The organism is Roseateles saccharophilus (assembly GCF_031458095.1).
Taxonomy (GTDB): domain Bacteria; phylum Pseudomonadota; class Gammaproteobacteria; order Burkholderiales; family Burkholderiaceae_C; genus Pelomonas; species Pelomonas saccharophila_A.
In genome coordinates this window covers 930,168-952,660 of record NZ_JAVDXU010000001.1, presented here as the reverse complement: position 1 = coordinate 952,660, position 22,493 = coordinate 930,168, and the positions used below count along the sequence as shown (strand labels likewise).

Below are 22,493 nucleotides of genomic sequence, written 5' to 3'. Positions count from 1 at the left end.
ATGGGTACCGAATCCCGAACCGCCGTATGGGGCGGCTTCTTCGAAGGCTGGTCGACGCGCAGGAAGCTGGGTTTCGGCCTGAGCCTGGTGGCTGTCGTCGGGCTTGTCCTGGCCTTGGCCTGGTGGTCGCAGCGCGTACCCAAGGCCGTGCTGTTCTCTGACCTGGCCGAGCGCGACGCAGCGGTCCTGACCGCTGAGCTCGACAAGCTCAAGCAAGCCTATAGCCTGAGTGAGGACGGCCGCTCCATTCTGGTCGCTGCCGATACCGTGCATCGCACACGCCTGGCACTGATGGGCAAGCCACTGCCGCTGCATGGCGCGGTGGGTTTTGAGCTGTTCAACAACGCCGACTTTGGCGTCAGCGATTTCGTTCAGAAGGTCAACTACCAGCGGGCATTGCAGGGCGAGTTGACGAGGACGATTCTCGCCATCGATCAGGTGCAGGATGCGCGCATCCACCTCGCCCTTCCGGACCCCACCTTGTTCCGCAAGGATGGCCCCAAAGCCAAGGCCTCCGTCAGTGTTTCGCTCAAGGGCGGCCAATCCCTGCGCATGGATCAGGTCGTCGGCATTCAGCGCCTGATCGCGGCGTCGGTGCCCGAGATCAAGCCCGAGGACGTCACGGTGTTGGACCAGCATGGCGTGGTGCTGTCGCACGCGGGCGGAGAGGACGCCGGCTTGGCGAGCGGCCAGCTGGACGCGCGCCAGGGGCTGGAGGCCCATCTCACCAAGAAGGCGGCGCGGCTGCTGGATCAGATGTTCCAGCCGGGTGAATCAATGGTGGCCGTGGACGTGGTGCTCAATCATGAGCAGTCGCGTATCACGACGGAGGAGGCGCTGGGCGCCGCAGGAGGGCAGAGCGGTCACCCCGCTGGGGTCATCGCTCGGGAGCGGACCGTGACCAGGGAGCCCGCTGGCGACACCAGCGTCAATGGTGGTGTGGTGAGCGCACAGGTTCAGACGCAGGAGACCGACTACCAGACCGGCAGGCGCGTCGCCCAGGTGGTGTCGCAGGGCGGCCAGATTTCCCATCTGAACGTGGCCGTGGTCGTCAAACGCAATCTGGGCGAGTCCGAGCTTGCGCGCGTGCGACAGCTGGTCGCCGCCGCGGTGGGGTTGCAGCCTGCGCGCGGCGACATGGTGACGGTGCATTCGATCGCGGATCTCGGCGCTCTGGGTTTGCCTGTCGGGCCGGCGGCCAGTCAGGCCGCATTGCCTTCCAGAGAGCTGGCGGTCCAGCCGGTACATCCGGGCGGCCCATCAGGCGAGGGAGGTACTGGAGCAGTTGCCAGGGTGTTGATCGCCATGATTGGGCTGGCCCTGCTTGTGATGGGCGCGCTTTGGTGGACTCGGCGCCGGCCTCCGGCTAGGGAGGCGCCGGCGCTCAGTGAGCGTGAACGCGAAGCGCTGCTGGTTTCGATCAAGCAATGGCTGGGGCCGCAGTCATGAATCTGGAATCGCAGACCTCTGCCGGACAGCGCCGTGCAGCCTTGGCCTTGCATGCGCTGCGGCCCGCAGATCGCAACTGGCTCTTGCAGCAACTGCCGCAATCCGACCGGCGCGCGCTCGGCGAGCTGCTGCGCGAGCTGAAAGACCTGGCCATCACGCCTGATTCGGGCGTCATTCGTGCCGCGCTTGCCGGGGCTTCGTCCGATGAGGGGCCGACCGTCGAGGAAGCACGAGGGCTGTGCATCGTGCTGGCGCAGGAGGCCCCAGTTCTGCAGAGCCTTTTGCTTGCTGCATTGCCCGAATCGCAGCGGGAAGCCGTTCTGATGCATTGGCCTTATGAACTCCTGACTCGCCCCAGCCCCGTGGCTGCACAGGCCTGGACACCCAGCCTGCAGGATGCCGTGATGCAAAGCTGGCGCGAGCTCGCGCTGGCCCAAGGAGGTGCTGCAGCATGAGCACGAAGTCGGTATTGAAGGCGAGTCTGGCGACGGAGTCGCCGGCTTCGCGCTTCGTCCTGCGCAGTCCGGCAGAGGTCGGCGGGGCGCCGCTGGATGACCCGGGAATCTGGATCAGCCAGGCCAACCTGGAGGCGCTCAAGGACCGCTGCATCAAGCAGGGCCGCGCCGAAGGCGAGGAGCAGGGGCGCCGGCTCGCTCAGCAGGCGGCTCAGCTGCGGGCCGATTCCGAAGCCAAAGCGCGGCTCGAGCAGGAGCTCAAGGGGCTTCAGGACAGGCACGCCAGGGAGCAGGCCGAGAAATGGCGGGGTCTGGCCTCTGCCCTCGCCAGCCAGACCCAGGCATTGCGTGAGCAGCTTGAGGCCGAAGTCACCGAGTGGACTTTCGTGGCCGTCGTGCGCCTGCTGGGCCAGCGTGCTGCCGAGGACGCCGCGGCCGTGGTGCGCAAAGTGCTGGCGGAGTCGCGGCTTGAGGGATCACTGACGGTGCTGCTGCATGCACAGGATCTGGCGAGTCTTGTGGCTGGTGGCGCCATGGCGTCGGATGCCTGGCCGGCGAACGTCATATTCGCGGCTGACGCCAAGGTTGGCCTCGGCGGCTGCCTGATTCAGTCGGATGTTCAGACCCTGGATGCTCGCCTCGAGGTTCAACTCGAGCTGCTGCGCGAGCGCCTCGACAAGCTCCGGCGCCAACGCGCCGGCACCGAGGACTGAGCCTTGTCGACCTGGCCTCAAGCGCTCGCCCAGTTGCCGTTGTACCGGCGCGTGGGCAGAGTCACGCGAGTGACCGACCTGGGAATCGAGTCCCGCGGTCCGGCCGCTGCCTTGGGCGATATCTGCGAGCTGCGCACAACGGGCGGCGAGCGCATGGAGGCCGAGGTGGTCGCCATCCATGGCGATCAAATCACGCTGATGCCCTATGCGCTTTGCAAAGGGTTGACGGTGGGCGCCGAGGTGGTCGCCCTGGATGTACAGCCCAGCGTGCAAGTGGGGACTGGTCTCCTGGGGCAGGTGGTTGATGCCTTTGCAAGGCCGATCGACGGCGCCATTGCGGGGGCGGTGCGAGAGATGCCGCTGCATCCACTGCCTCTGAATCCTTTGGCTCGTGCCCCCATCAATGAGCCGCTCGAAACCGGCATTCGCGCCATCGATGCCCTGTTGCCGCTGGGACGTGGCCAGCGCATGGGCATCTTTGCCGGCAGCGGTGTTGGAAAAAGTTCGCTGTTGGGAATGCTGGCGCGCAACCTGACTGCGGATGTGGCTGTGATCGGCTTGATCGGGGAGCGCGGCCGTGAGGTCCAGGATTTTCTCGAGAAGCGGCTGAGCACCGAAGCGCGGGCCAGGACCGTGGTGGTGGTCGCGACGGCCGAGCAGCCGGCCGTCGTGCGCGCGCGTGCCGCCTACACCGCCACCAGCATCGCCGAGTATTTCCGTGCCGAGGGGCGGCATGTGCTGCTGATGATGGACTCCATCACCCGTTTTGCGATGGCGCGCCGCGAGATCGACCTGGCTGCCGGCCAACCGCCGACGGCGCGCGGCTATACGCCGTCTGTTTTTTCGGCCATTCCAGCCCTGTGTGAGCGTTGCGGCGGCCTGCTGGGCGCGGGCTCGATCACGGCGTTGTATGCGGTCCTGGTGGACGGGGATGACCTGAACGAGCCTGTTTCGGATGCACTGCGGGCCACCCTCGATGGGCACATCGTCTTGAGCCGGGAGATGGCCAATGCCGGCCACTACCCCGCCATCGACGTACTGAACAGCGTCAGCCGTCTGGACGAGGAATTGCTGAAGCCGGATGACCGTGAACTGGCCAAGGAGTTGCGCAGTCTGCTGGCTGTGCACAGGCGCCAGCACGACATGGTGGACATGGGTCTCTACAAGGCCGGCAGCAATCCCAAGATGGACCATGCGCTGCAGAACTGGGACCGCATCAACGAGTTTCTGCGGCAGGCGCCAGCGGAACGCTCGAGCCTGCCGCAAACGCGCATGGCATTGGTGGACGCGTTGAGCCAGCGGGTGGCGTCATGAAGCGGCACGGGACTTGGCTGCAGGCCGCGGTGCGCGCGCATCAGGCGCAGACCTTCGACCATCTGCAACGCGCTCAGCAGGCACGGGATGAGTTGTCAGCGGCCGAGCAACTCGCCAGCCGTTCCAGCCAGGCGCTGCACACTTTGAGCCAGTCGTGGGCAGGGCGGCGCCGTGATGCTTCCCTGAGCCTTGAGCTGGATGGCGTCTACCGACTCTTCCACGGGTTCCTGCGCGACAAGGCCGAGGTGGCCGGCGAGTCTCAACGGGCTTGTCAGGCACGCATGGAAGTGGCGATGACGGACTTGCAAAAGACCCACGCCGTGCAGCGAACGCTGGAAAAGGTCGCCCAACAGGCCGCCGAGCAGCGTCGGCGAGAGGCGTGGGACAAGGAAACCCAGGGTGCCGCCGAGGCCTGGCTGTTGGGGCAATTCGTACGCCCCTGGGGGGCGCCCAAACCCGAGTGTTCCATCGCGGTGCCGGCCTCGCCGGTGGCGGGCGAAATCGACCCCGATGGGGGCTCTCCAAAGACACGTCCACAGGGAGGAGGTTCCGATGACATTGATACACGGCAGTAGCGTGGTCCCGCGCGGGCGGCCCGAAGACAGCACGGCCCTCCAGAAGCGTCTGCTGCAGGATCTCGAGCGCCAATGGCTGGACACCTGGGGTCGAGCAGATCAGGCCCAGGCACAAGCGGCTTCGCCGGATGAAAAGGCGGCAGCGGCAAATGAACCGGCCCTTTCTGCCGAGAGGGCAGCCGGCGTCCAGGCCGAGTCCCCGTCTATTCGCACGAAGTCAACCTCGGTGGCCGTTTCTGCAGAACGTCGGGGTCTGGCCAACCCTGCTCAGATGGAAGGGGGAGGCGGTAGCGAGATGAGCGGGGTGCACGCTGCGTCAGCAAGCCGCGCTGGCGACCGTCATCTGGCGTCGAGTGAGGCCGGCATGTCAGCGATGACGACGGATGCACATCGGCCATCGGACGGATGGACCCAGCACGTACAGGTCCGGCCTGGGGAGCAGAAGTCGCAGGACGCCGCTTCCGACACGGCCATTGCTGGGTCTGGCATGCCTCAGATGAACACCTTGCGGCATTCGCCACAGAATGACCACGGTGAAGCGGGGCGTGCGCTGCGCGGCCCCGGCGCCGCCTGCGCCATGCCAGCTGGCAACGCCGCTGAGCAAGAGGCTTCGACAGGAGTCGCTGCCACCAGCACCACCACCATCTCCACAGCGACCAGGCCGGGCTCCATGCCGGCCTTTGCGGCGCCGACGCTGCTGCCGTCTACCGAGGCGGACCATGGCGATATGGAAGCCGGCAAGGCCGCACCGCAGCGGATGTCGACCACCAGCCCGGATCAGAAGCCGGCGCCGCGGCACCTCATGCTGCGGGAAGTCGGCGCGCAAGAAGTCCTTGCCTCGATGCGCGACGCGCAGCTGGGATCGCATGAATCGCAGCTGGCAGCGCAAGGCCTCGCGAGGGCCTTGATGCAAGCCGGATACGCACGCGTGCAGGTGGTCGTCAATGGGCATCGCGAACTGCAAGACGTGTCCAAGGGACCCGAAGACACGGCAACGGTTGCCGCGCGCCGTCTGGAGGCCGCCGCTTCTGAAACACCCAACAGTCAATCCGCTCGCCATGGCAACCAGCACTGACGCAGTCACCCAAATCGGAATCCAGGACTTCCTCAAGATCCTCGTTGCCCAGCTGGGCAATCAGGATCCGCTCAAGCCCATGGACAACACGGAATTCGTGACCCAGCTGGCCCAGTTCACCTCGCTGCAGCAAACGCAGGAGATGAACGACAAGCTGGGCTCCCTGCTGACTGCTCAGGCATCGATGCAGTCGGTCGGCCTCCTTGGCAAGACCGTGGACGTCAGGACGGAAACCGGCGCCACGGCAAACGGGAGGGTTACAGCGCTCTCCTTCACGTCGGGTTCACCCCGTCTGACGGTCGACGCGGGCAACGGACGCTTTGTGACTGATATCAGCTTGGCCGAAGTGACGGCCGTCAAGTAAGAAACTTCAAGGGACCCCCATGCTCGACTCCATCTTCATCGGCACCAGCGGCCTTCAGACGTTCTCGGCAGACCTCAAGGTCATCAGCAACAACGTCGCAAACCTCAACACCCCCGGCTTCAAGGCGAGCAATTCGGTGTTTGCCAGCCTCTACTACGCCGGCGCCGGTGACGGTTCCGGCCCATCCTCTGGCGGCTCCACGCGGTTCGGCAGCGGCGTGGCCTTCGATCAGGCGGTCGTCAATTTCCGCAGCGGAGAGCTGCGCCAGACCGGCAATCCCCTTGATCTGAACGTGAATGGGGAGGGGCTCTTCGTCACTCGCGACAAGGGCACCGGCAATCCGGTCTACACGCGTGCCGGCCAGTTCGAGTTCAATCGCGACGGCGTGCTGGTCGTTCGCGGTACCGAGCGTCAGGTCATGGGCCTGACAGCGACGAGCGCCCAAACCACGATCACGCTGGACGGCCTGCGCATATCGGCGCCCAGGGCGACGACGGCGGTGAAGATGGGCGGCAATCTGTCGAGCAGCGCGACCGATTTCAACCTGTTCAACCTCAAAGTCATCGATGCGGTCGGCGGCGAGCATGCGCTGAGCGTGAACTTCAAGCCCAAGACCGGTGTGGCGGGAACCTGGGTGGTCAAGATCACCGACGGGACGACCGACGTGGCGGCCGGCGAGATTCAGTTCAGCAACGGGATTCCATCGCCGATCGCCAATACGCTGAACTTCACCTACGCGCCCGCGGGCGTGGCTGGCACGAACATCACGCTGGATTTCTCGGGCAACGTCACCAGCTTCGACACCGGTTCGACTTCGTCATTGGCCGTCGGCAGCAGCGACGGTTACGGCGTCGGGACGCTGAGCCAGATCAGCTTCGATGCCGACGGCACGATGGGCCTGAGCTACTCCAATGGCCAGAACGCCAAGGGAGCCAGGATCGCGTTGGCCAGGTTCGACGCCAACGCCGAGCTCAAGCCGCAGGGCGGCAGCGACTTCACCTACGACTCCGGACAGGGTGTGCACATCGGCAAGGCGAATCAGGGTGGATTCGGCAGCATCGGGTCCAGTCAGATCGAAGGTTCCAACGTCGATCTGGCGAGCGAGTTCTCGGATCTCATCGTTGCGCAGCGCGGCTACCAGGCCTCATCCCGCATCGTCTCGACGGCCAACGAGCTGCTGCAAGACCTGTTCGACATGAAGGGCCACCGTTGAGCGCGATTCAAAACCTCGCCTGGGTGCCGGCGTCGGTATGCGGCGCTGTCGCTCGAGACGTGGACGGCGTGCTGTCGCGCTGGGCTGCTGCCTGGGGCTTGCCGCAGCCGATGCCGGTCCATTGCGAACCGCTTGCGGCCGCTGCCCCAATACCTCGCGATTTCATCGATCTGATGGCTGCTCCGTCGCAGGACTTGAGGCAATCCTTCTCCCAGGCACTCTTCAAATTCGATGCGCCTGGATCGGCTGTGATCGATAACGTCACTCGCAGAGTCGCCCTGGCCTTGACGCGCGAACTTGGCGAGACGTTCTCGTCCAAGTCGGTCAGCGAGGAGGTGCATGGGCCGCTGGGACATCAGGGCGTTCTGGTCCTGGTCGAACTGCTCGGGCAGCGCTGCGGTCTCTTGCTGACATGCGCCCAGCTGCGAGCCGGCGGCAAGCTTGCAGTGCCAGGGGCCAGGCCGATGCCCGGCGTGAACCTGGAACGGGCGCTGGCCGATGTTGCCGTGCCACTGGTTGCCGAGCTGGGGCGAGCCGATGTCAACCTGGACGAGCTGATGCAGCTCGCGCCTGGCGACGTGCTTCTTCTGCGGGAGACGCTGGACGCGCCGCTGCGCATGGTGGCCCCGGGCAGTGAGCTGGCGCTGTCCGCACATCTCGGAGCCATTTGCAATCCACCTCGGCGCGCGGTGCGCTGGTTGGCCTCCTGATTCGGTTCGAGCAAGCCATGACCATTCAATCCATCGAACTTCCCGAGCTGAACGGGCAAGCCGGCTCGAAGGCGGCTGCCCCCAGCCAACGGCTGGCCGCTTTGGCCGGCGTCAAGGCCGAGCTGACTGTTGTTGCGGGCCATGCCAGCAGCAAGGTGGGCGACATCCTTTCCCTCAAGGAAGGCGCCGTGCTGGCGCTCGACCGCGCGCTCAATGCGCCCTTTGACGTGATGCTGGGTGACAACGTGATCGCCCGTGGCGAGCTCGTTGCCGTCGGCGAGCAGTTCGGCATCCGCATCGTGCAGGTGGCGCCTCACGAATCGCGGCCATGAACTCTCCAGGCACTGCGGCCAGCGCGGCCATTCCGTATCGGTCGGCCGATGATGCGGCCCTTCCGGGCGGCTCCCAATGGGGGCTGGCCATCGTCCTTTGCTTGGCCGCGCTGGCACTCATGCTTTGGGGCCTGCGTCGTCGCGGCGGCATGCGAAGTGCCTGGCCGCGCAGCCGCGAGGCCTGGGTCGATGTGCTGGAAACCCGCAGCCTGGGCACCCAGACCCAACTCGTGGTTGCCCGTTATGCGGGCAGACGCCTGCTGCTCAGCATCGGCCCCGCAGGGACTCAGTGCCTGCGAGACGATCCGGACGCCGAGGACGCGCAGGCATGAAGGGGCTCCGCTTGTTTGCAGCTGTCGCCTTGCTTGGTGCCGGCGCAGCCTGGGCCGCCGGCACACCGCCGTCGCCATGGAACCTGGCAGAACAGGGCGCGCAGTCGCCCGAGATGGCTTCGGCGCTGCGCATCTTTCTCGGGCTCACGGCGCTCAGCTTCATTCCGGCCGCCCTGGTCTGCATGACCTGCTTCGTGCGCATCGTCGTGGTGCTGTCCATGCTGCGCCATGCCATCGGGCTGATGGAGTCGCCGCCCAATGTCGTCATCATCATCCTGGCCCTTTTCCTGACGCTGTTCTCCATGCAGCCCGTGCTGCAACGGCTCAATGACGATGCCGTTCAGCCCTATCTGGCCGGCAAGGTCAAGATGGCCGCCGCGGCCGACCGGGGTGTCGAGCCACTGAAGGAGTTCATGGTCCGGCAGACCCGCGAACAGGATCTGGGCTTGATGATCGAGCTGGCCAATGCCGAGCGGCCGCAGAGCCTGGCCGACGTCAGCATGCTGCACCTCATCCCCGCCTTCATGCTGTCCGAGCTGCGGACCGCCTTCCAGATCGGATTCATCATCTTCCTGCCCTTCCTGCTCATCGACCTTGTCGTGGCCAGCGCGCTGATGGCCCTGGGCATGATGATGGTGCCGCCGACCACCGTGTCCGTGCCCCTCAAGCTGCTGCTTTTTGTGCTGATCGATGGCTGGAACATCGTCACCCGATCACTCCTCGGCACCATCCACTGAGCGTGCCGCGGCCTGGGCCCAGCGCCAGTCGCCGGCCGAGCGGGCCAGCCTGGTGGATGCCTACACGCCGCTCGTTCGGCGCCTGGCCGCCCGGGTCTATGGCAGGCGCTTTGGTGCCGATCTGGACTACACCGACCTGGTGCAGATGGGCATGGTGGGGCTGCTCGAAGCCATCGATCGCTATACGCCGGCTCGCGGCGTGCGCTTCGAGACCTTCGCCACCCATCGCATCGAGGGCGCCCTGCTCAACGGTCTTCCGGCCTACAGCGAATTGCAGCGCCAGTTGGCCGTGCGGCGTGAGCTGGTGCGAGAACGGGCGAAGTCTCTGCAGGAGCCGACGCCGCAGGACAAACCGGCACTGGAGCGCCTGGCCGAGCTCGCCATCAGCCTGGCCCTAGGCTTTGCCCTTGAGGACTCGGGGCTCGCCCAGGCCGAAGAACCGGCCGAGCCCGACAACGCCTATGCGCGCATGGAATTGGCTCAGCTGCGCCGCCGGCTTGCCGAGCTCACGGAGCGCTTGCCCGAAGCGGAGCGGCGGGTGGTTTTCCGGCACTACTTCCAGCAGCAGCCGTTCGACGAGATCGCCGCAAGCATGAACCTGACCAAGGGGCGAATCTCCCAGCTTCATCATGCTGCGCTGCGGCGGCTGCGCCAGCGCTTGATAGAGCTCAAGACATTGAGCGGCGATGGCTGATGCAGCTCAGTCGGCCAGGGACTGCAGCTCTTGCAAGGCCTCGCTCAGCAGCGTTTCGCTGGCGGCATCCTGTTCAATCGCCCGGCAGGTGCGCTCCACCAGGCCTTCCAGGGCCGGGTCCAGTTGCAGGTCCCCGCCGAGTTCATCGAGCAGTGCCGCTTCGACGAACAGGCGCAGCGCCTTGGAGCGGGGCAGGGCGCCGCCGCTTTGCGCGCGGGCGGCCTTGAGCTTGGCGCTGAGCCCCTGCAAGGCCGTCGCGGCGGCGAGCGGGGCCGTGCCATGGGCCAAACCACTTGAAGCGCCTCCCGCTGCCTGACCTTGAGCCGGGGACGGACGTGCCTGCGCCAGTTCGGCCTTGAGCAGGCGCAGGGCGTGAATCAGGGGAGAAATGGGTGCCGTCATGTGGAGGGTCGAGCCATCGCATTGTGGCGCCGGCCCGTCCGGCGAAAGCTGGCAAAATGTGCCGCGCTGACCAAGCAGGCGCGGGTGAACTCATCTGCGCACCGAAGGGCCGCCGCTGGCTTTGCCGTGGCGGTATTTTTTTGGGCCCCCGCAATCCAGGGGCTTTGACCCAGGGCATATCCCAAAGTCCGACCGAGCGGTCGGCCGGGACAATCCCCAGCTTTGCTTAACCAGGCCGCGCCACAAGCGCCGCCCTGATCCCATGGCACTCCAACACCTGACCGACGATCAGATCGCCACGATGACTCGCGCCCAAAAGGACGAGTGGTGGTTCAAGAACGTCTTCCGCGGCGACATGGCCCAGCTGACGCTGCGCTCGGGCCTGACCGGTTTCCTGCTCGGCGGCATCCTGTCGGCCACGGGCCTGTACATCGGCGCCAAGACGGGCATTGCCGTCGGCGTGGGCCTCACGTCGGTGATCCTGGCCTTTGCGCTGTTCCGTGCCCTGCACGCCAGCGGCATCGCCAGCGACTACACCATCCTCGAGAACAACTGCACCCAGTCCATCGCGACGGCCTCGGGCTATGTGGTCACGCCGCTGTTCTCCAGCCTGGTGGCCTACATGATGGTGACCGGCGTCATCCCGCCCTGGTGGCAGCTGATGCTGTGGATCTTCGTCATCGCGGCCATCGGCGTGCTGATCGCCTTCCCGCTGAAGCGCCGCTTCATCAACGAAGACCAGGCCCCCTTCCCGGAAGGCCGCGCCTGCGGCGTGGTGCTGGATTCGCTGTACCACGGCGCTGGTGACGAAGGCATCTTCAAGGCCAAGCTGCTGGGCGTGGTGTCGGGCGTGACGGCGCTCTACCAGGCCCTCGTCAGCGATGGCTGGATGAAGCTGGTGCAGTTCAAGATCCTGATGCTGGACAAGTGGGCCGGCCTGAAGGAGCCCTGGCATTTCCACGAACGCCTGGACGACTACTACTACATGTGGGCCGGCAAGGCCTCGAACCTGATCCCGAGCATCATGGGCACGGACATCCGCCAGCTCGGCCTGCGCCTGACGCTGGACGCCGCCATGCTGGGCGTCGGCGGCCTGATGGGCATTGCGGTGGCGACGAGTTGCTTCCTGGGTGCCTTCATCAACTTCGTCGTGCTTGCGCCGCTGATGATCCAGGGCGGCGACATCGCGCCGCGCCTCGGCGCCAATGGCGCGCTGATCCCGCTGAACCGCGCCGAGATCGTCAACCAATGGTCGCTGTGGTGGGGCGTGACGATGATGGTCGTCGGCGCCCTGGTGGGCCTGCTGGCCAAGCCAGAGATCTTCACGAGCGCCTTCAAGCGCAAGAGCCCGGCCGCCAAGACCGAGGCCAAGGCCGGCAACGACCTGCTGAAGGACATCGAGGTGCCGCTGTGGATCTCCTGGATCGGCATCCCGGTGCTGGGCCTGTTCGGCAGCTACATCACCCACGCCTTCTTCGGCGTGCCGCTGTGGCTGGCCCTGGTGTCGCTGCCGCTGATCTTCGTGCTGACCATCATCTGCACGAACTCGATGGCGCTGACGTCGTGGACGCCGACCGGTTCGCTGTCCAAGATCACGCAGTTCACGATGGGCGCGCTGGACCGCAGCAACCCCGGCTCCAACCTGCTGCCGGCCGGCATGACGGCCGAGATCGCGTCCAACGCGGCCAATCTGCTGTCCGACATCAAGCCCGGCTACATGCTGGGCGGCAAGCCGCGCCACCAGGCCATCGGCCACGTCATCGGCAACCTGGCCGGCGTGCTGGTCTGCGTGCCGCTGTTCTTCCTGCTGTTCCTGCAGCCCGACGCCAACGGCGTGCGCAGCGCGGCCACCATCGTGTCTGACCAGTTCGCGATGCCGGCCGCCCTGCAGTGGAAGGGCGTGGCCGAGATCATCGCCAAGGGCCTGAAGGGCCTGCCGACGTCGGCGTTGATCTCCATGGGTGTCGCCGCCTTTGCGGCCCTCGCGATGGAGCTGACGCGCATCGCCACCAAGGGCCGCTTCGGCCTGTCGGCCGTGGCCGTGGGCCTGGGCGTCACGCTGCCGCCGGAGTCGACGTTTGCGATGTTCGTCGGCGCGCTGATCTTCTGGATCATGGCCAAGAAGCACAAGACGGCCGGCACCCAGGGCCACCGCGTGTGGGTCGAAGGCATGGAGCCGATCTGCGCCGGCCTGATCTCGGGTGCCGCGCTGATGGGCATCGGCAACGCGATCATCAACGTGCTGATCTGATAATCACGAGTTGAAGTCTGCCCGTAGCTCAACTGGATAGAGCAGCTGCCTTCTAAGCAGCAGGTCGGGGGTTCGAGTCCCTCCGGGCAGGCCACATCAGAATTCACGCTCTCGGGCGCCCAGGTCGGTCAACGGCCTGGGCGCTTTTTTCATGCGGGCCTGATGCCGCTGAACGGCTGTTGCGCTGGGCCACAGTGTAGCGCTGGAATTTCCTTGCTGGAGAAAATTCCCTTTTGTATCAATGGCTTACGGGGTTGTTGGGCGGGCTTGTGAGACAGTCGCGGCCGTTTTCACCACCGCTGGGGCCAACATGGGAAACGACCGAGTCGATATCGATCAGCAACCGCTCTATCACGGCACTCGTGCGGACTTGAAGCCAGGCGACCTCATTGCGCCCGGCTACATGAGCAACTACGGCACCGGACGCAAGGCCAACCATGTGTACCTGAGCGCCACGCTGGAGGCCGCGACCTGGGGGGCCGAGCTGGCCCAGGGGGATGGGCCGCAGCGGATCTACATCGTGGAGCCGACTGGGCCCATCGCCGACGATCCCAATCTGACCGACAAGAAATTCCCCGGCAACCCCACCAAGTCGTACCGGTCGCGGCACCCTCTGCGGGTGGTGGGCGAGGTCAGCGACTGGCAGGGGCATTCGGCCGAGCAGCTGCAGACGATGCGGGAACACTTGGCGCGCTTGCGGCAGCAGGGCATCGAAGCGGTCGACGACTGAGCGCTGCCCAACGGTAAAGTGGTCGCCTCGTCTTTCAGCCGTCCTCTATGTCGACCCGTGGTCTTGTCGCCGTGCTGTTCCTTCTCGCAGCGCTTGGTCTGGGCTGGCATCAGCGGCAAGGGCTGCAAGCCTGGGTTGAGTCGGTCCCGTTGCAAGCCTCGGCCAGCCCTGGCCCCGGCCCCGCCGTGGCAGACGCCACGTCGTCAAGGGCGCCCTCCCAGTTCAAGCGCGGCGACCTGCGCAAATGCGTCAAGGGCCAGCAGGTGTCCTACTCCAACGTCGAATGCCCGCCTGGGTATCAGGAGCAGGCCGTGACCGCAGCGCCCGTCAACGTGCTGCCCGCCACGCCGGTCAGCAAGCCCGCTACAGCCGGCAGCGGGCCGTCGGCACTGCACAAGGCCCTGGACATGACGCGCGACGACGGCCTCAAGGACAAGCTCATCGAGCGTGCCGTCGAGGGCGCCACGCGCTGACGGGCAAGCCCGCGCTCAGGGGACAGGCCGGACGGCGACGCCAGCTAAAGTCTCCACATGACTAGACAAGCCAACACCCCCCGTCTCGCCGGTCACAAGCTGGTCGAGGCGCTGATCGCCCAGGGCGTCGACACGGCCTTCGGCGTGCCCGGCGAATCCTTCCTCGCCGTGCTCGACGGCTTCCATGAGTACGCCGACAAGATCCGCTTCGTCGCCTGCCGCCAGGAGGGCGGCGCGGCCTTCATGGCCGAGGCCCAGGGCAAGCTGACAGGTCGCCCCGGCATCTGCTTCGTGACCCGCGGCCCGGGCGCGACCAATGCCAGCATCGGCCTGCATACGGCCTTCCAGGATTCGACGCCGATGATCCTCTTCATCGGCCAGGTCGCCAGCGACCAGCGCGACCGCGAGGCCTTCCAGGAGGTGGACTACCGCCAGATGTTCGGCCCCGGCACGCTGGGCATGGCCAAGTGGGTGGGCGAGGTGCATGACGCCGAGCGTCTGCCCGAGTACGTGGCCCGCGCCTTCCACACCGCCATGCAGGGCCGCCCCGGCCCGGTCGTGCTGGTGCTGCCCGAGGACATGCTGACCAAGCCCATCACGGCACCCGTCGTCGCGCCGGCCAGGCCCGCCGAGGCAGCACCCACGCCAGCGGCGCTGGCCGAGCTGCGCGAGCGCCTGGCGGCTGCGAAGAAGCCGCTGGTCATCGCGGGCGGCGGCGGCTGGACGCCTGACGCCACGGCCGCGCTGCAGGGCTTTGCCGAGGGCTGGCAGCTGCCCGTCGGCTGTGCCTTCCGCTTCCAGGACCTGTTCGACAACGCGCACCCGAACTACGCCGGCGACGTCGGCATTGGCATCAATCCCAAGCTGGCTGCGCGCGTGAAGGAGGCCGACCTCATCCTCGCCATCGGCCCGCGACTGGGCGAGATGACGACCGGCGGCTACACGCTGCTGCAGGCGCCACGGCCCGCGCAGGCCCTCATCCACATCCATGCCGGCGCCGAGGAACTGGGGCGCGTCTACACCGGCGAGCTGCTGATCAACGCCAGCATGAGCCAGGCCGCGCTGGCCCTGGCCGAGCTGGCGCCGCCGGCCGACATTGCCTGGCGCGACTGGACGGCGGCGGCCAACGCCGACTACCAGGCCAATCTCGTGCCGACGCCCGTGGCGCCGCTGGACATGGCCGAGGTCATCCGCCTCATCGACGCCAAGCTGCCCGAGGGCACGATCTTCACGAACGGTGCCGGCAACTACAGCGGCTGGCTGCATCGCTTCCACCGCTACACGGGCCTGCACCGCTTCGGCAAGACCCAGCTCGCGCCGACCTCGGGCGCGATGGGCTATGGCGTGCCCGCTGCGGTGGCCGCGGCCCTGCTGCAGGACCGTTGGGTGGTCAATATCGCCGGCGATGGCGACTTCCTGATGACCGGCCAGGAGCTGGCCACGGCCACCGGCTACGGCGCCAGGAAGCTGCTCGTTGTCGTCGTCGACAACGGCACCTACGGCACCATCCGCATGCACCAGGAGCGCGAGTACCCGGGCCGTGTGTCGGGCAGCGATCTCTTCAACCCCGACTTCGCCAGGCTCGCGGAGGCCTTTGGCTTCGTGGCCTTCAAGGCCGAGAGCACAGAGCAGGTCGGCCCGGCCTTGGACGCGGCCATCGCTGCCGGCAAGCCGGCCCTGCTGCATCTGCGCCTGTCCAGCGATGTGAGCACCTCGCGCAGCACGCTGACCGCTATTCGGGAAGCAGCGAAGAAGGCCCAGCATGCTTGAGCTGACGCTGCGCGGCGACTTCATCGAACTCGACAAGCTGCTCAAGGCCATGGGCCTGGTCGAGAGCGGTGGCCGGGCGCGCTTGGCTGTAGCGGCCGGTGAAGTGCGCGTGGATGGTCAGGTGGAGCTGCGCAAGACCGCCAAGATCCGCGCCGGCCAGGTGGTGGACTTTGGCGGCCAGCAGGTCAAGGTGATGCCGGGGCCGGCTGGCAGCTAGGCCGCCTCCGGTCGGCAAAGAAAAACGGCGGCCCGAGGGCCGCCGTTTTGACACCCGAGGGTGTGAAGGATCAGGCGCGGCGACGACGCACCAGGCCCAGGCCCAGCAGCGAACCGGCGACCAGAGCCAGGCTGGCCGGCTCGGGCAGCTGGCGCACTTGTTCCTTGGTGCCGATGGTGAAGCTGTCGAAGGCGAACACGTCGCCGGTACCGGTGGTCGACAGGAAGCGGATGCTGTCGAACTCTTCGGAAGCGTTCGAGGCGATCAGGCCGAAGTACAGGATGCTGCCGTCGGCAACGTTTTGCGCGGCCATGTTGACGATCTGCGAGCCGATCACGCTGCCGCCACGGGACAGTTCCAGCGTCAGGGTGCCGCCGAAGTCGCCCAGGTCAATGCCGTAGAAGCCGAAGGCGGCCAGGTTGTTGCTGAAGTCCACCTGGAAGGGGCTGCCGCCGCCTGCAGACACTTCCCAGAAGCGGGTGCCGCCAGGCACGGAGTAGCGGCCGTTGCCTTGGGTGGCGCCCGGGGCATTGGTGTTGATGTTGCCAGCGCCATTCAGCGTGGCGGTGCCGGCGGCGCCGAAGTTCAGGGCCAGCGGAGCGCCGCCAGAACGGGTTTCGAAGTCTTCGGTGCCGACGCCGACGAGGTTGCTCTTGAAGGCGGTTTCGGCGGCGGTCGAATTGGTGGACGTGGCTTGCGTGCTGGCGCTGCCGTTGCTGTCAATGCCAGTGAACACCAGGTAGGCGTTGGCGCTGCCGGCGGCCAGCAGGCCGGCGGCGATCGCCACGGAGGAAAGAATCTTGCGCATCGTGAACTCCCTATGAGGGTTGATGAAGTTGCGGTAAACCGCGGGACAAGCGTGTAAAGCACCGTCCATGCCAGATGCGATAACTCATTGATGGGAAACAAATAAATGACTTCTTGGGGGCTGCGCGGGTCAAATGAATGTCAACGTTCTCGACATCCCTAGTTTGAACTTGTGGTATGGGGGATAGGGGCTTCAAGGCGCGGCCGACAACGCTTTCGCGCCTGGCTTTTCGCTCTTCGAATTGATGCCGGAGCCGTGCGAGCCGCCTGCTGCCTGACCGCTTTGAGTCGGGGGGCGGCGGGTTAGGCGGCGTCAGCGGTAAGGCGCCAGCGCGCGCTGGATGCTGCCGTCGCTGACGAGGCGATCCAGCACCTGGGCCACTTCGGGGAAGGGCACGCCCGACCGCGGCGAGAAGGCGCAGCGCGCGTCGAACTGGTTGATGACCCAGGCGATGCGTACCGGCGCGTGGGGCTGCTCGTGCAGGAAGAACTGCAGCGAGGTCTTCTCCACCAGCGCGTAGCGCAGCTTGCCGGCGGCCAGGCGGCGCAGATTGGCCGCCATGCTGGGCACATCGGCGCGCCGGAACCATTTGCCCAGGGCCTGCTCGGCATGGGGATAGTTGTAGCCCTGCACGGTGCCCAGGGGCTGGCCGGCGAGCTGCTCCAGGCTTCGCAGGGCCGGCGCGTCGACATGGGCGGCGACCAGGCTGGCGTCGGGGATGAGGCCGCGGGTCCAGCGGAAGTCGCCCTGCAGCCATTGCGGCAGCACGAAGCAGACGGCATCGGCCTCGCCGGCCAGCAGGGCGGCGCTGACGCGCTTGCCCGCCATCGGCACGAAGACGGCTTGCCGGTCCAGGCCGGCGGCAATCAGTTCGCCCAGGTCCTTGACGATGCCGCCGACCAGGCGCTCGTTGGCGTCGAATTGGGCGATGGGCAGCGCGTTGTTGGTCGCCGCGACGAAACGCAGCGGCGGCAGGGAGGATGGCGACTGCGCCGCTGCCGCGCCCGCAAGCACGTTGGCCAGCAGCAGCGCCGCCAGTCGCCTCACGGCTGGATCAACTCCAGCAGGCGGTCCAGGCCACCCTCGTTGATGGCGATGCGGGCCTGTTCCCTCACCTTGGGCTTGGCGTGATAGGCCACGGACAGGCCGGCCGCGCCCATCATCGGCAGGTCGTTGGCGCCGTCGCCCACCGCCATGGCCTGGTCGGGCCGGCAGCCGATGGCCGCACAGCTCTGCAGCAGCATCAGGCGCTTCTGCTCGCCGTCGCAGATGTCGCCCCAGTCCTGCATGACGACGCGGCCGGTGAGGGCGCCGCCTTCGATCTCCAGCTCGTTGCTGCGCACGAAGTCCATGCCCAGCTCGGCCGCGACGAAGCGGGTGAAGAAGGTGAAACCGCCGGAGACGAGCACCAGCTTGAGCCCCGCCGCCTTCAGGGCCGCGCACAGCTCGCGCGCACCGGGGTTGAACGTCAGCCGCTCGGCCAGCACGCGGTCCAGCACGCTCGCCGGCACGCCGGCGAGGAGGGCCAGACGCCGGCGCAGGCTGTCCTTGAAGTCGGTGATCTCGCCGCGCATGGCGGCCTCGGTGATGGCGGCGACTTCCCGGCCCTTGCCCGCGAGGGCGGCGATCTCGTCGATGCACTCGATGCTGATCAGCGTCGAGTCCATGTCGAAGGCGGCGAGCTTGAAATGGGCAAGCGGCGGCAGCGCGGGGCCGTCGCGCAGGACGAGGCCTTCAGGGGCGGGGGAGGTCACGGGTCGGGAGAGTGCGGGCCATCGGATGCCCGCATTATCCCGATCGTTCAGCGGCGGCGGCGCGCGGCCAGCAGCGCGAGCCCGCCGAACAGCAAGGCAGCGCTGGCGGGCTCTGGCACCGGGGTCGCCTGCAGCCCGAGTTCGAAGAACGCGCCGGTGTTCACCTGCAGGCCGCGCATGTCGACGCTCACCATGTGTCCGCCGAAGCTGATGCGCGAAGCATCCAAGCCGGCGATGTTGGTCGTCAGTTGCACACCCGTGAGGGCCGCGCCCCCGTCATAGAGCGAGGTGAATTGGAAGCGGTTGTGCTGGGTGTCCAGGAAATTGGTGCCAGCGACGCCCGAATAGCTGTAGCGGATGGCGTTGGCGCTGAAGTCCAGAGTCTGTGTCGGCGCCGTCAGCACGTTGCAAAGATCGGCATCGCCGGAACAGGTCAGTTCCACGCCGGTCCCGACCACGACCTTGTCGAGCGTGTTGATCGTGTTCGCCCCGTCGGAGAGGTGGTAGTGCACGTTCACGCTCGACTCGAGCAGGCTGGCCGCACTGGCAAGTGTGGGGAGCAGGGCGGCTACGGCGAGGAGCTTCTTCATGAGCGTCTCCAACGATGAGGTGGCCGCACTCTAGGCAGACACCTCGACGCTGAAAGCCCCTAGTTCGCCTGAATTGGTGTCCCAAGTAACCGCAAAACCTCACGTACCGCCTGCGCACGGTCCTGCGGGCTGCTCAACATTTTTTCCACGCGCAACTTCTCGTTACCCACCAGCTTGATGTTGCGGTTCTTCTGCACCAGCTCGATGACGCGCATCGGGTCGATGGGCGGATTGGGGCGGAAGTTGATGTTGATGAGGGCCGGCGACGCGTCGATCTTGCTGACGCCATAGGGCTTGGCCAGCACGCGCAGGCGGTGCAGGTCGAACAGGGTCTGGCCCTGGTTGGGCAGCTTGCCGAAGCGGTCGGTGATCTCTTCCAGCATCGAGTCGATCTGCTCGTTCTTCTCGGCCGTGGCCAGGCGCTTGTACAGGGACAGGCGCACCTGCACGTCGCCGCAATAGGCGTCGGGCAGCAGGGCGGGGGCGTGCAGATTGATCTCGGTGGTGGCCGCAAACGGCGACAGCAGGTCGGGCTCGCGGCCGGCCTTCAGCGAGCGCACGGCTTCGGCCAGCATGTCGTTGTAGAGCTGGAAGCCGACCTCCATCATGTTGCCGCTCTGGTGCTCGCCCAGCATCTCGCCGGCGCCGCGGATCTCCAGGTCGTGCATGGCGAGGTAGAAGCCCGAGCCCAGCTCCTCCATGGCCTGGATGGCGTCCAGGCGCTGCGTGGCCTGCTTGGTCAGGCCCTGCAGGTCGGGCACCATCAGATAGGCATAGGCCTGGTGGTGGCTGCGGCCGACGCGGCCGCGCAGCTGGTGCAGCTGGGCCAGGCCGAACTTGTCGGCGCGGGCGATGATGATGGTGTTGGCGCTCGGCACGTCGATGCCGGTCTCGATGATGGTGGAGCACAGCAGCAGGTTGTGCTTGCCGGCCACGAACTCGCGCATGACGCGCTCCAGCTCGCGCTCGGGCATCTGGCCGTGGGCGATGACGATGCGCGCCTCGGGCACCAGCTCCTCGAGCTTCTGGCGCCGGTTCTCGATGGTCTCGACCTCGTTGTGCAGGAAATAGACCTGGCCGCCGCGCTTCAATTCACGCAGCACGGCCTCGCGGATGGTGCCGCTGCTCTCGGCGCGCACAAAGGTCTTGATGGCCAGGCGGCGCTGCGGTGCGGTGGCGATGACCGACAGGTCGCGCAGGCCTTCCAGGGCCATGCCCAGCGTCCGCGGGATGGGCGTGGCGGTCAGCGTCAGCACGTCGACCTCGGCGCGCATGGCCTTCATGGCCTCCTTGTGGCGCACGCCAAAGCGGTGTTCCTCATCGATGACCAAGAGGCCCAGGCGGTTGAACTTGACCTCGCTGGACAGCAGCTTGTGCGTGCCAACGACGATGTCGAGCGTGCCGTCGGCGATGCCCTCCATCGCCGCCTTGATCTCCTTGGCCGAACGGAAGCGGCTCATCTCCGCGACCTTGATGGGCCAGGCGCCGAAGCGGTCGGAGATGTTCTGGTAGTGCTGCTCGGCCAGCAGCGTCGTCGGCGCGAGGATGGCGACCTGCTTGCCGCCCATGACCGCCACGAAGGCCGCGCGCAGCGCCACCTCGGTCTTGCCGAAGCCCACGTCGCCGCAGACCAGGCGGTCCATGGGCTTGGGCGAAATCATGTCCTGGATGACGGCGTGGATGGCGGCGCGCTGGTCGGGCGTCTCCTCGAAGCCGAAGCTGGCCGCAAAGGCCTCGTAGTCATGGCCTGAATACCTGAACGCATGTCCTTCTCGGGCAGCTCTTCGGGCGTAGAGGTTGAGCAGCTCGGCGGCGGTGTCGCGCACCTGCTCGGCGGCTTTGCGCTTGGCCTTTTCCCATTGGCCCGAGCCCAGCTTGTGCAGAGGCGCTTCCTCGGCGCTCACGCCGGTGTAGCGGCCGATCAGGTGCAGCTGCGCCACCGGCACATACAGGGTCGCCTTGTCGGCGTATTCCAGGTGCAGGAACTCGCTCTTCTGGCCGTCTCCCAAATCGATGTTCACGAGGCCCTGGTAGCGCCCGATGCCATGGTTGATGTGCACGACCGGATCGCCAACCTTGAGCTCGGACAGGTCCTTGATCAGCGCATTGACGTCGCTGACCTGCTCCTGCTTGCGGCGCCGTCGCGTGGTGGGCGTCGTCGCGAACAGCTCGGTCTCGGTGATGAGCTGGACCGGCCGTTCGGCATCGACCCAGAAGAAGCCCTCGGCCAGCGGCGCGGCGGTGATGGCGTATTTCTCGTCGCCTGCCCAGAACTCGGCGAGGTTGGCCACCGAGGGCGGGTCGATCTTGTGGTCGCGCAGCTGCTCCAGCAGGCTTTCGCGCCGGCCTTCGCTTTCGGCCAGCAGCAGCACGCGGTGGGGCGTCGCCTTGATGTGGGCTTCCAGTCGGGCGAGCGGCTCCTGGGCGCCGCGCTCGACGCTGACATCGGGCAGGGGCCGGGCGAAATCGACGGGCTCGTTGCCGTGCACCGACAGCACGGCGTGCGGCTTGGTCAGACCGAAGAAGTCCTCGGCCGTCAGGAAGATCTCCTGCGGCGGCAGCAGCGGCCGCTCCGGGTCGTGCTGCAGGAAGCGGTGCCTCTCCTTGGTGTCGGTCCAGAAGCGCTGGATGGCTTCGTCCACCTCGCCGTGCAGGACGAGGGCTGCCGTGTCGCCGAGATAGTCGAATACCGACGCCGGCTGCTCGAAGAAGATCGGCAGGTAGTACTCGATGCCGCCGGACGCGATGCCCTCGCCGATGTCGCGGTACAGGCGCGACTTGGTGGGATCGCCGTCCATCTTCTCGCGCCAGCGCTCGCGGAACTTCTTGCGCGCCACCTCGTCCATCGGGAACTCGCGGCCGGGCAGCAGGCGCACCTCGGGCACGGGGTAGAGGCTGCGCTGGCTGTCGGGGTCGAAGGTGCGGATGGAATCGACCTCGTCGCCGAACAGGTCGACCCGATAGGGCACGGTCGAGCCCATGGGGAAGAGGTCGATGAGGCCGCCGCGCACGGCATATTCGCCGGGCTGCACGACCTGGCTGACGTTGGTGTAGCCGGCCAGGGTCAGCTGGCTGCGCAGCGAAGCTTCGTCCAGCCGCTGTTTCTGCTTGAAGTTGAAGGTGGTGCCGGCCAGGAAGCTGGGCGGCGCCAGGCGGGTGAGGGCGGTCGACGCCGGCATCAGCACCACATCGATGCTTTTCGTTTTTTTGCTTTGCAGCAGCTCCCACAGCGTGGCCAGGCGCTCGGAGATCAGGTCCTGGTGGGGGCTGAAGCTGTCGTAGGGCAGGGTCTCCCAGTCGGGGAAGACGGCCACCTTGAGCTCGGGCGCGAAGAACTTCAGCTCGTCTTCCAGGCGCTGGGTGTCACCGGGCTCGGCCGTGAAGATGGCGGCCAGGCGGCCGGCGTCGCGCTGCTGCTGCACGAAACGGGCGAGCAGCAGGGCGTCGGCCGAGCCGAGGGGGCGGGGATGGGTGAACTTCTTGCCGGGCTGGATTGCCGGCAGCGAGGGGAGACTCATGCGGACCTACAAACGAC

Annotated in this window: 24 protein-coding genes and 1 tRNA gene; 19 read left to right on the top strand and 6 right to left on the bottom strand. The window is 66.7% G+C overall.

The genetic code is table 11. The features are described 5' to 3' along the window. From fliF to J2X20_RS04230, 13 genes are read left to right on the top strand one after another with little or no spacing between them, the layout of a single operon-like run. Nucleotides 1-1,449, top strand: coding sequence for a flagellar basal-body MS-ring/collar protein FliF (fliF, locus tag J2X20_RS04290; protein WP_310261321.1), 1,449 nt, complete (start codon nt 1-3; stop codon nt 1,447-1,449). After that, complete coding sequence (locus J2X20_RS04285; RefSeq protein WP_310261319.1) at nt 1,446-1,904, top strand: hypothetical protein; 459 nt, start codon at nt 1,446-1,448, stop codon at nt 1,902-1,904. Before fliF ends, J2X20_RS04285 begins: the two co-directional genes overlap by 4 nt. Continuing rightward, nucleotides 1,901-2,617 (top strand): FliH/SctL family protein, encoded by a 717-nt coding sequence (locus J2X20_RS04280; protein ID WP_310261317.1) that lies wholly within the window; start codon nt 1,901-1,903, stop codon nt 2,615-2,617. The genes J2X20_RS04285 and J2X20_RS04280 overlap by 4 nt, the downstream gene beginning before the upstream one ends. 3 nt (nt 2,618-2,620) lie before the next feature. After that, entirely contained in the window at nt 2,621-3,931 is a 1,311-nt protein-coding gene (locus J2X20_RS04275) for a FliI/YscN family ATPase (protein ID WP_310261315.1), read from the top strand. Continuing rightward, entirely contained in the window at nt 3,928-4,506 is a 579-nt protein-coding gene (locus J2X20_RS04270; protein ID WP_310261313.1) for a hypothetical protein, read from the top strand. Before J2X20_RS04275 ends, J2X20_RS04270 begins: the two co-directional genes overlap by 4 nt. After that, complete coding sequence (locus tag J2X20_RS04265) at nt 4,484-5,581, top strand: hypothetical protein (protein WP_310261311.1); 1,098 nt, start codon at nt 4,484-4,486, stop codon at nt 5,579-5,581. Before J2X20_RS04270 ends, J2X20_RS04265 begins: the two co-directional genes overlap by 23 nt. Beyond that, entirely contained in the window at nt 5,565-5,945 is a 381-nt protein-coding gene (locus tag J2X20_RS04260) for a flagellar hook assembly protein FlgD (protein ID WP_310261309.1), read from the top strand. Before J2X20_RS04265 ends, J2X20_RS04260 begins: the two co-directional genes overlap by 17 nt. Before the next feature lie 19 nt (nt 5,946-5,964). Beyond that, nucleotides 5,965-7,158, top strand: coding sequence for a flagellar hook protein FlgE (locus J2X20_RS04255; RefSeq protein ID WP_310261307.1), 1,194 nt, complete (start codon nt 5,965-5,967; stop codon nt 7,156-7,158). Beyond that, nucleotides 7,155-7,868, top strand: a complete 714-nt coding sequence (locus J2X20_RS04250) for a FliM/FliN family flagellar motor C-terminal domain-containing protein (protein WP_310261305.1) — start codon at nt 7,155-7,157, stop codon at nt 7,866-7,868. Before J2X20_RS04255 ends, J2X20_RS04250 begins: the two co-directional genes overlap by 4 nt. After that, complete coding sequence (locus J2X20_RS04245; RefSeq protein ID WP_310261303.1) at nt 7,826-8,200, top strand: FliM/FliN family flagellar motor switch protein; 375 nt, start codon at nt 7,826-7,828, stop codon at nt 8,198-8,200. Before J2X20_RS04250 ends, J2X20_RS04245 begins: the two co-directional genes overlap by 43 nt. Further along, the gene (locus tag J2X20_RS04240) at nt 8,197-8,532 is read left to right on the top strand and encodes a flagellar biosynthetic protein FliO (RefSeq protein ID WP_310261301.1); all 336 of its coding nucleotides are present in this window, start codon (nt 8,197-8,199) and stop codon (nt 8,530-8,532) included. Before J2X20_RS04245 ends, J2X20_RS04240 begins: the two co-directional genes overlap by 4 nt. Then, the gene (gene fliP, locus J2X20_RS04235; RefSeq protein WP_310261299.1) at nt 8,529-9,269 is read left to right on the top strand and encodes a flagellar type III secretion system pore protein FliP; all 741 of its coding nucleotides are present in this window, start codon (nt 8,529-8,531) and stop codon (nt 9,267-9,269) included. Before J2X20_RS04240 ends, fliP begins: the two co-directional genes overlap by 4 nt. After that, the gene (locus J2X20_RS04230) at nt 9,223-9,963 is read left to right on the top strand and encodes a sigma-70 family RNA polymerase sigma factor (RefSeq protein WP_310261297.1); all 741 of its coding nucleotides are present in this window, start codon (nt 9,223-9,225) and stop codon (nt 9,961-9,963) included. Before fliP ends, J2X20_RS04230 begins: the two co-directional genes overlap by 47 nt. 6 nt (nt 9,964-9,969) lie before the next feature. Here J2X20_RS04230 and J2X20_RS04225 read toward each other — a convergent pair whose 3' ends face one another. Beyond that, complete coding sequence (locus J2X20_RS04225) at nt 9,970-10,365, bottom strand: hypothetical protein (protein ID WP_310261294.1); 396 nt, start codon at nt 10,363-10,365, stop codon at nt 9,970-9,972. 262 nt (nt 10,366-10,627) lie between these two features. Here J2X20_RS04225 and J2X20_RS04220 point away from each other — a divergent pair, with 262 nt between their 5' ends. From J2X20_RS04220 to J2X20_RS04195, 6 genes are all read left to right on the top strand, one after another. After that, entirely contained in the window at nt 10,628-12,616 is a 1,989-nt protein-coding gene (locus J2X20_RS04220; protein WP_310261291.1) for an OPT family oligopeptide transporter, read from the top strand. Between the two features lie 17 nt (nt 12,617-12,633). Continuing rightward, nucleotides 12,634-12,710 (top strand) — tRNA-Arg (locus J2X20_RS04215). Between the two features lie 216 nt (nt 12,711-12,926). Then, on the top strand, nt 12,927-13,346 hold the full coding sequence (arr, locus tag J2X20_RS04210; RefSeq protein WP_310261289.1) for an NAD(+)--rifampin ADP-ribosyltransferase: 420 nt from the start codon (nt 12,927-12,929) through the stop codon (nt 13,344-13,346). 185 nt (nt 13,347-13,531) lie between these two features. Further along, a complete protein-coding gene (locus J2X20_RS04205; RefSeq protein ID WP_310261287.1) occupies nt 13,532-13,819 on the top strand; it encodes a hypothetical protein in 288 nt (95 codons plus the stop codon). A 57-nt stretch (nt 13,820-13,876) separates the two neighbouring features. Continuing rightward, nucleotides 13,877-15,589: a thiamine pyrophosphate-binding protein gene (locus tag J2X20_RS04200; RefSeq protein ID WP_310261283.1), complete on the top strand. Its 1,713-nt coding sequence runs from the start codon at nt 13,877-13,879 to the stop codon at nt 15,587-15,589. After that, nucleotides 15,582-15,806, top strand: a complete 225-nt coding sequence (locus J2X20_RS04195) for an RNA-binding S4 domain-containing protein (protein ID WP_310261280.1) — start codon at nt 15,582-15,584, stop codon at nt 15,804-15,806. The genes J2X20_RS04200 and J2X20_RS04195 overlap by 8 nt, the downstream gene beginning before the upstream one ends. Before the next feature lie 70 nt (nt 15,807-15,876). Here J2X20_RS04195 and J2X20_RS04190 read toward each other — a convergent pair whose 3' ends face one another. The 5 genes from J2X20_RS04190 to mfd form a co-directional block, all read right to left on the bottom strand. Continuing rightward, nucleotides 15,877-16,614 (bottom strand): PEP-CTERM sorting domain-containing protein, encoded by a 738-nt coding sequence (locus J2X20_RS04190; RefSeq protein WP_310261276.1) that lies wholly within the window; start codon nt 16,612-16,614, stop codon nt 15,877-15,879. A 312-nt stretch (nt 16,615-16,926) separates the two neighbouring features. After that, entirely contained in the window at nt 16,927-17,661 is a 735-nt protein-coding gene (locus tag J2X20_RS04185; RefSeq protein ID WP_310261274.1) for a substrate-binding periplasmic protein, read from the bottom strand. Continuing rightward, on the bottom strand, nt 17,658-18,368 hold the full coding sequence (serB, locus tag J2X20_RS04180; RefSeq protein ID WP_310261272.1) for a phosphoserine phosphatase SerB: 711 nt from the start codon (nt 18,366-18,368) through the stop codon (nt 17,658-17,660). The genes J2X20_RS04185 and serB overlap by 4 nt, the downstream gene beginning before the upstream one ends. A gap of 47 nt (nt 18,369-18,415) precedes the next feature. After that, on the bottom strand, nt 18,416-18,958 hold the full coding sequence (locus J2X20_RS04175; RefSeq protein ID WP_310261271.1) for a PEP-CTERM sorting domain-containing protein: 543 nt from the start codon (nt 18,956-18,958) through the stop codon (nt 18,416-18,418). A 59-nt stretch (nt 18,959-19,017) separates the two neighbouring features. After that, nucleotides 19,018-22,476, bottom strand: coding sequence for a transcription-repair coupling factor (gene mfd, locus J2X20_RS04170; protein ID WP_310261268.1), 3,459 nt, complete (start codon nt 22,474-22,476; stop codon nt 19,018-19,020). Nucleotides 22,477-22,493: the final 17 nt, after the last annotated feature.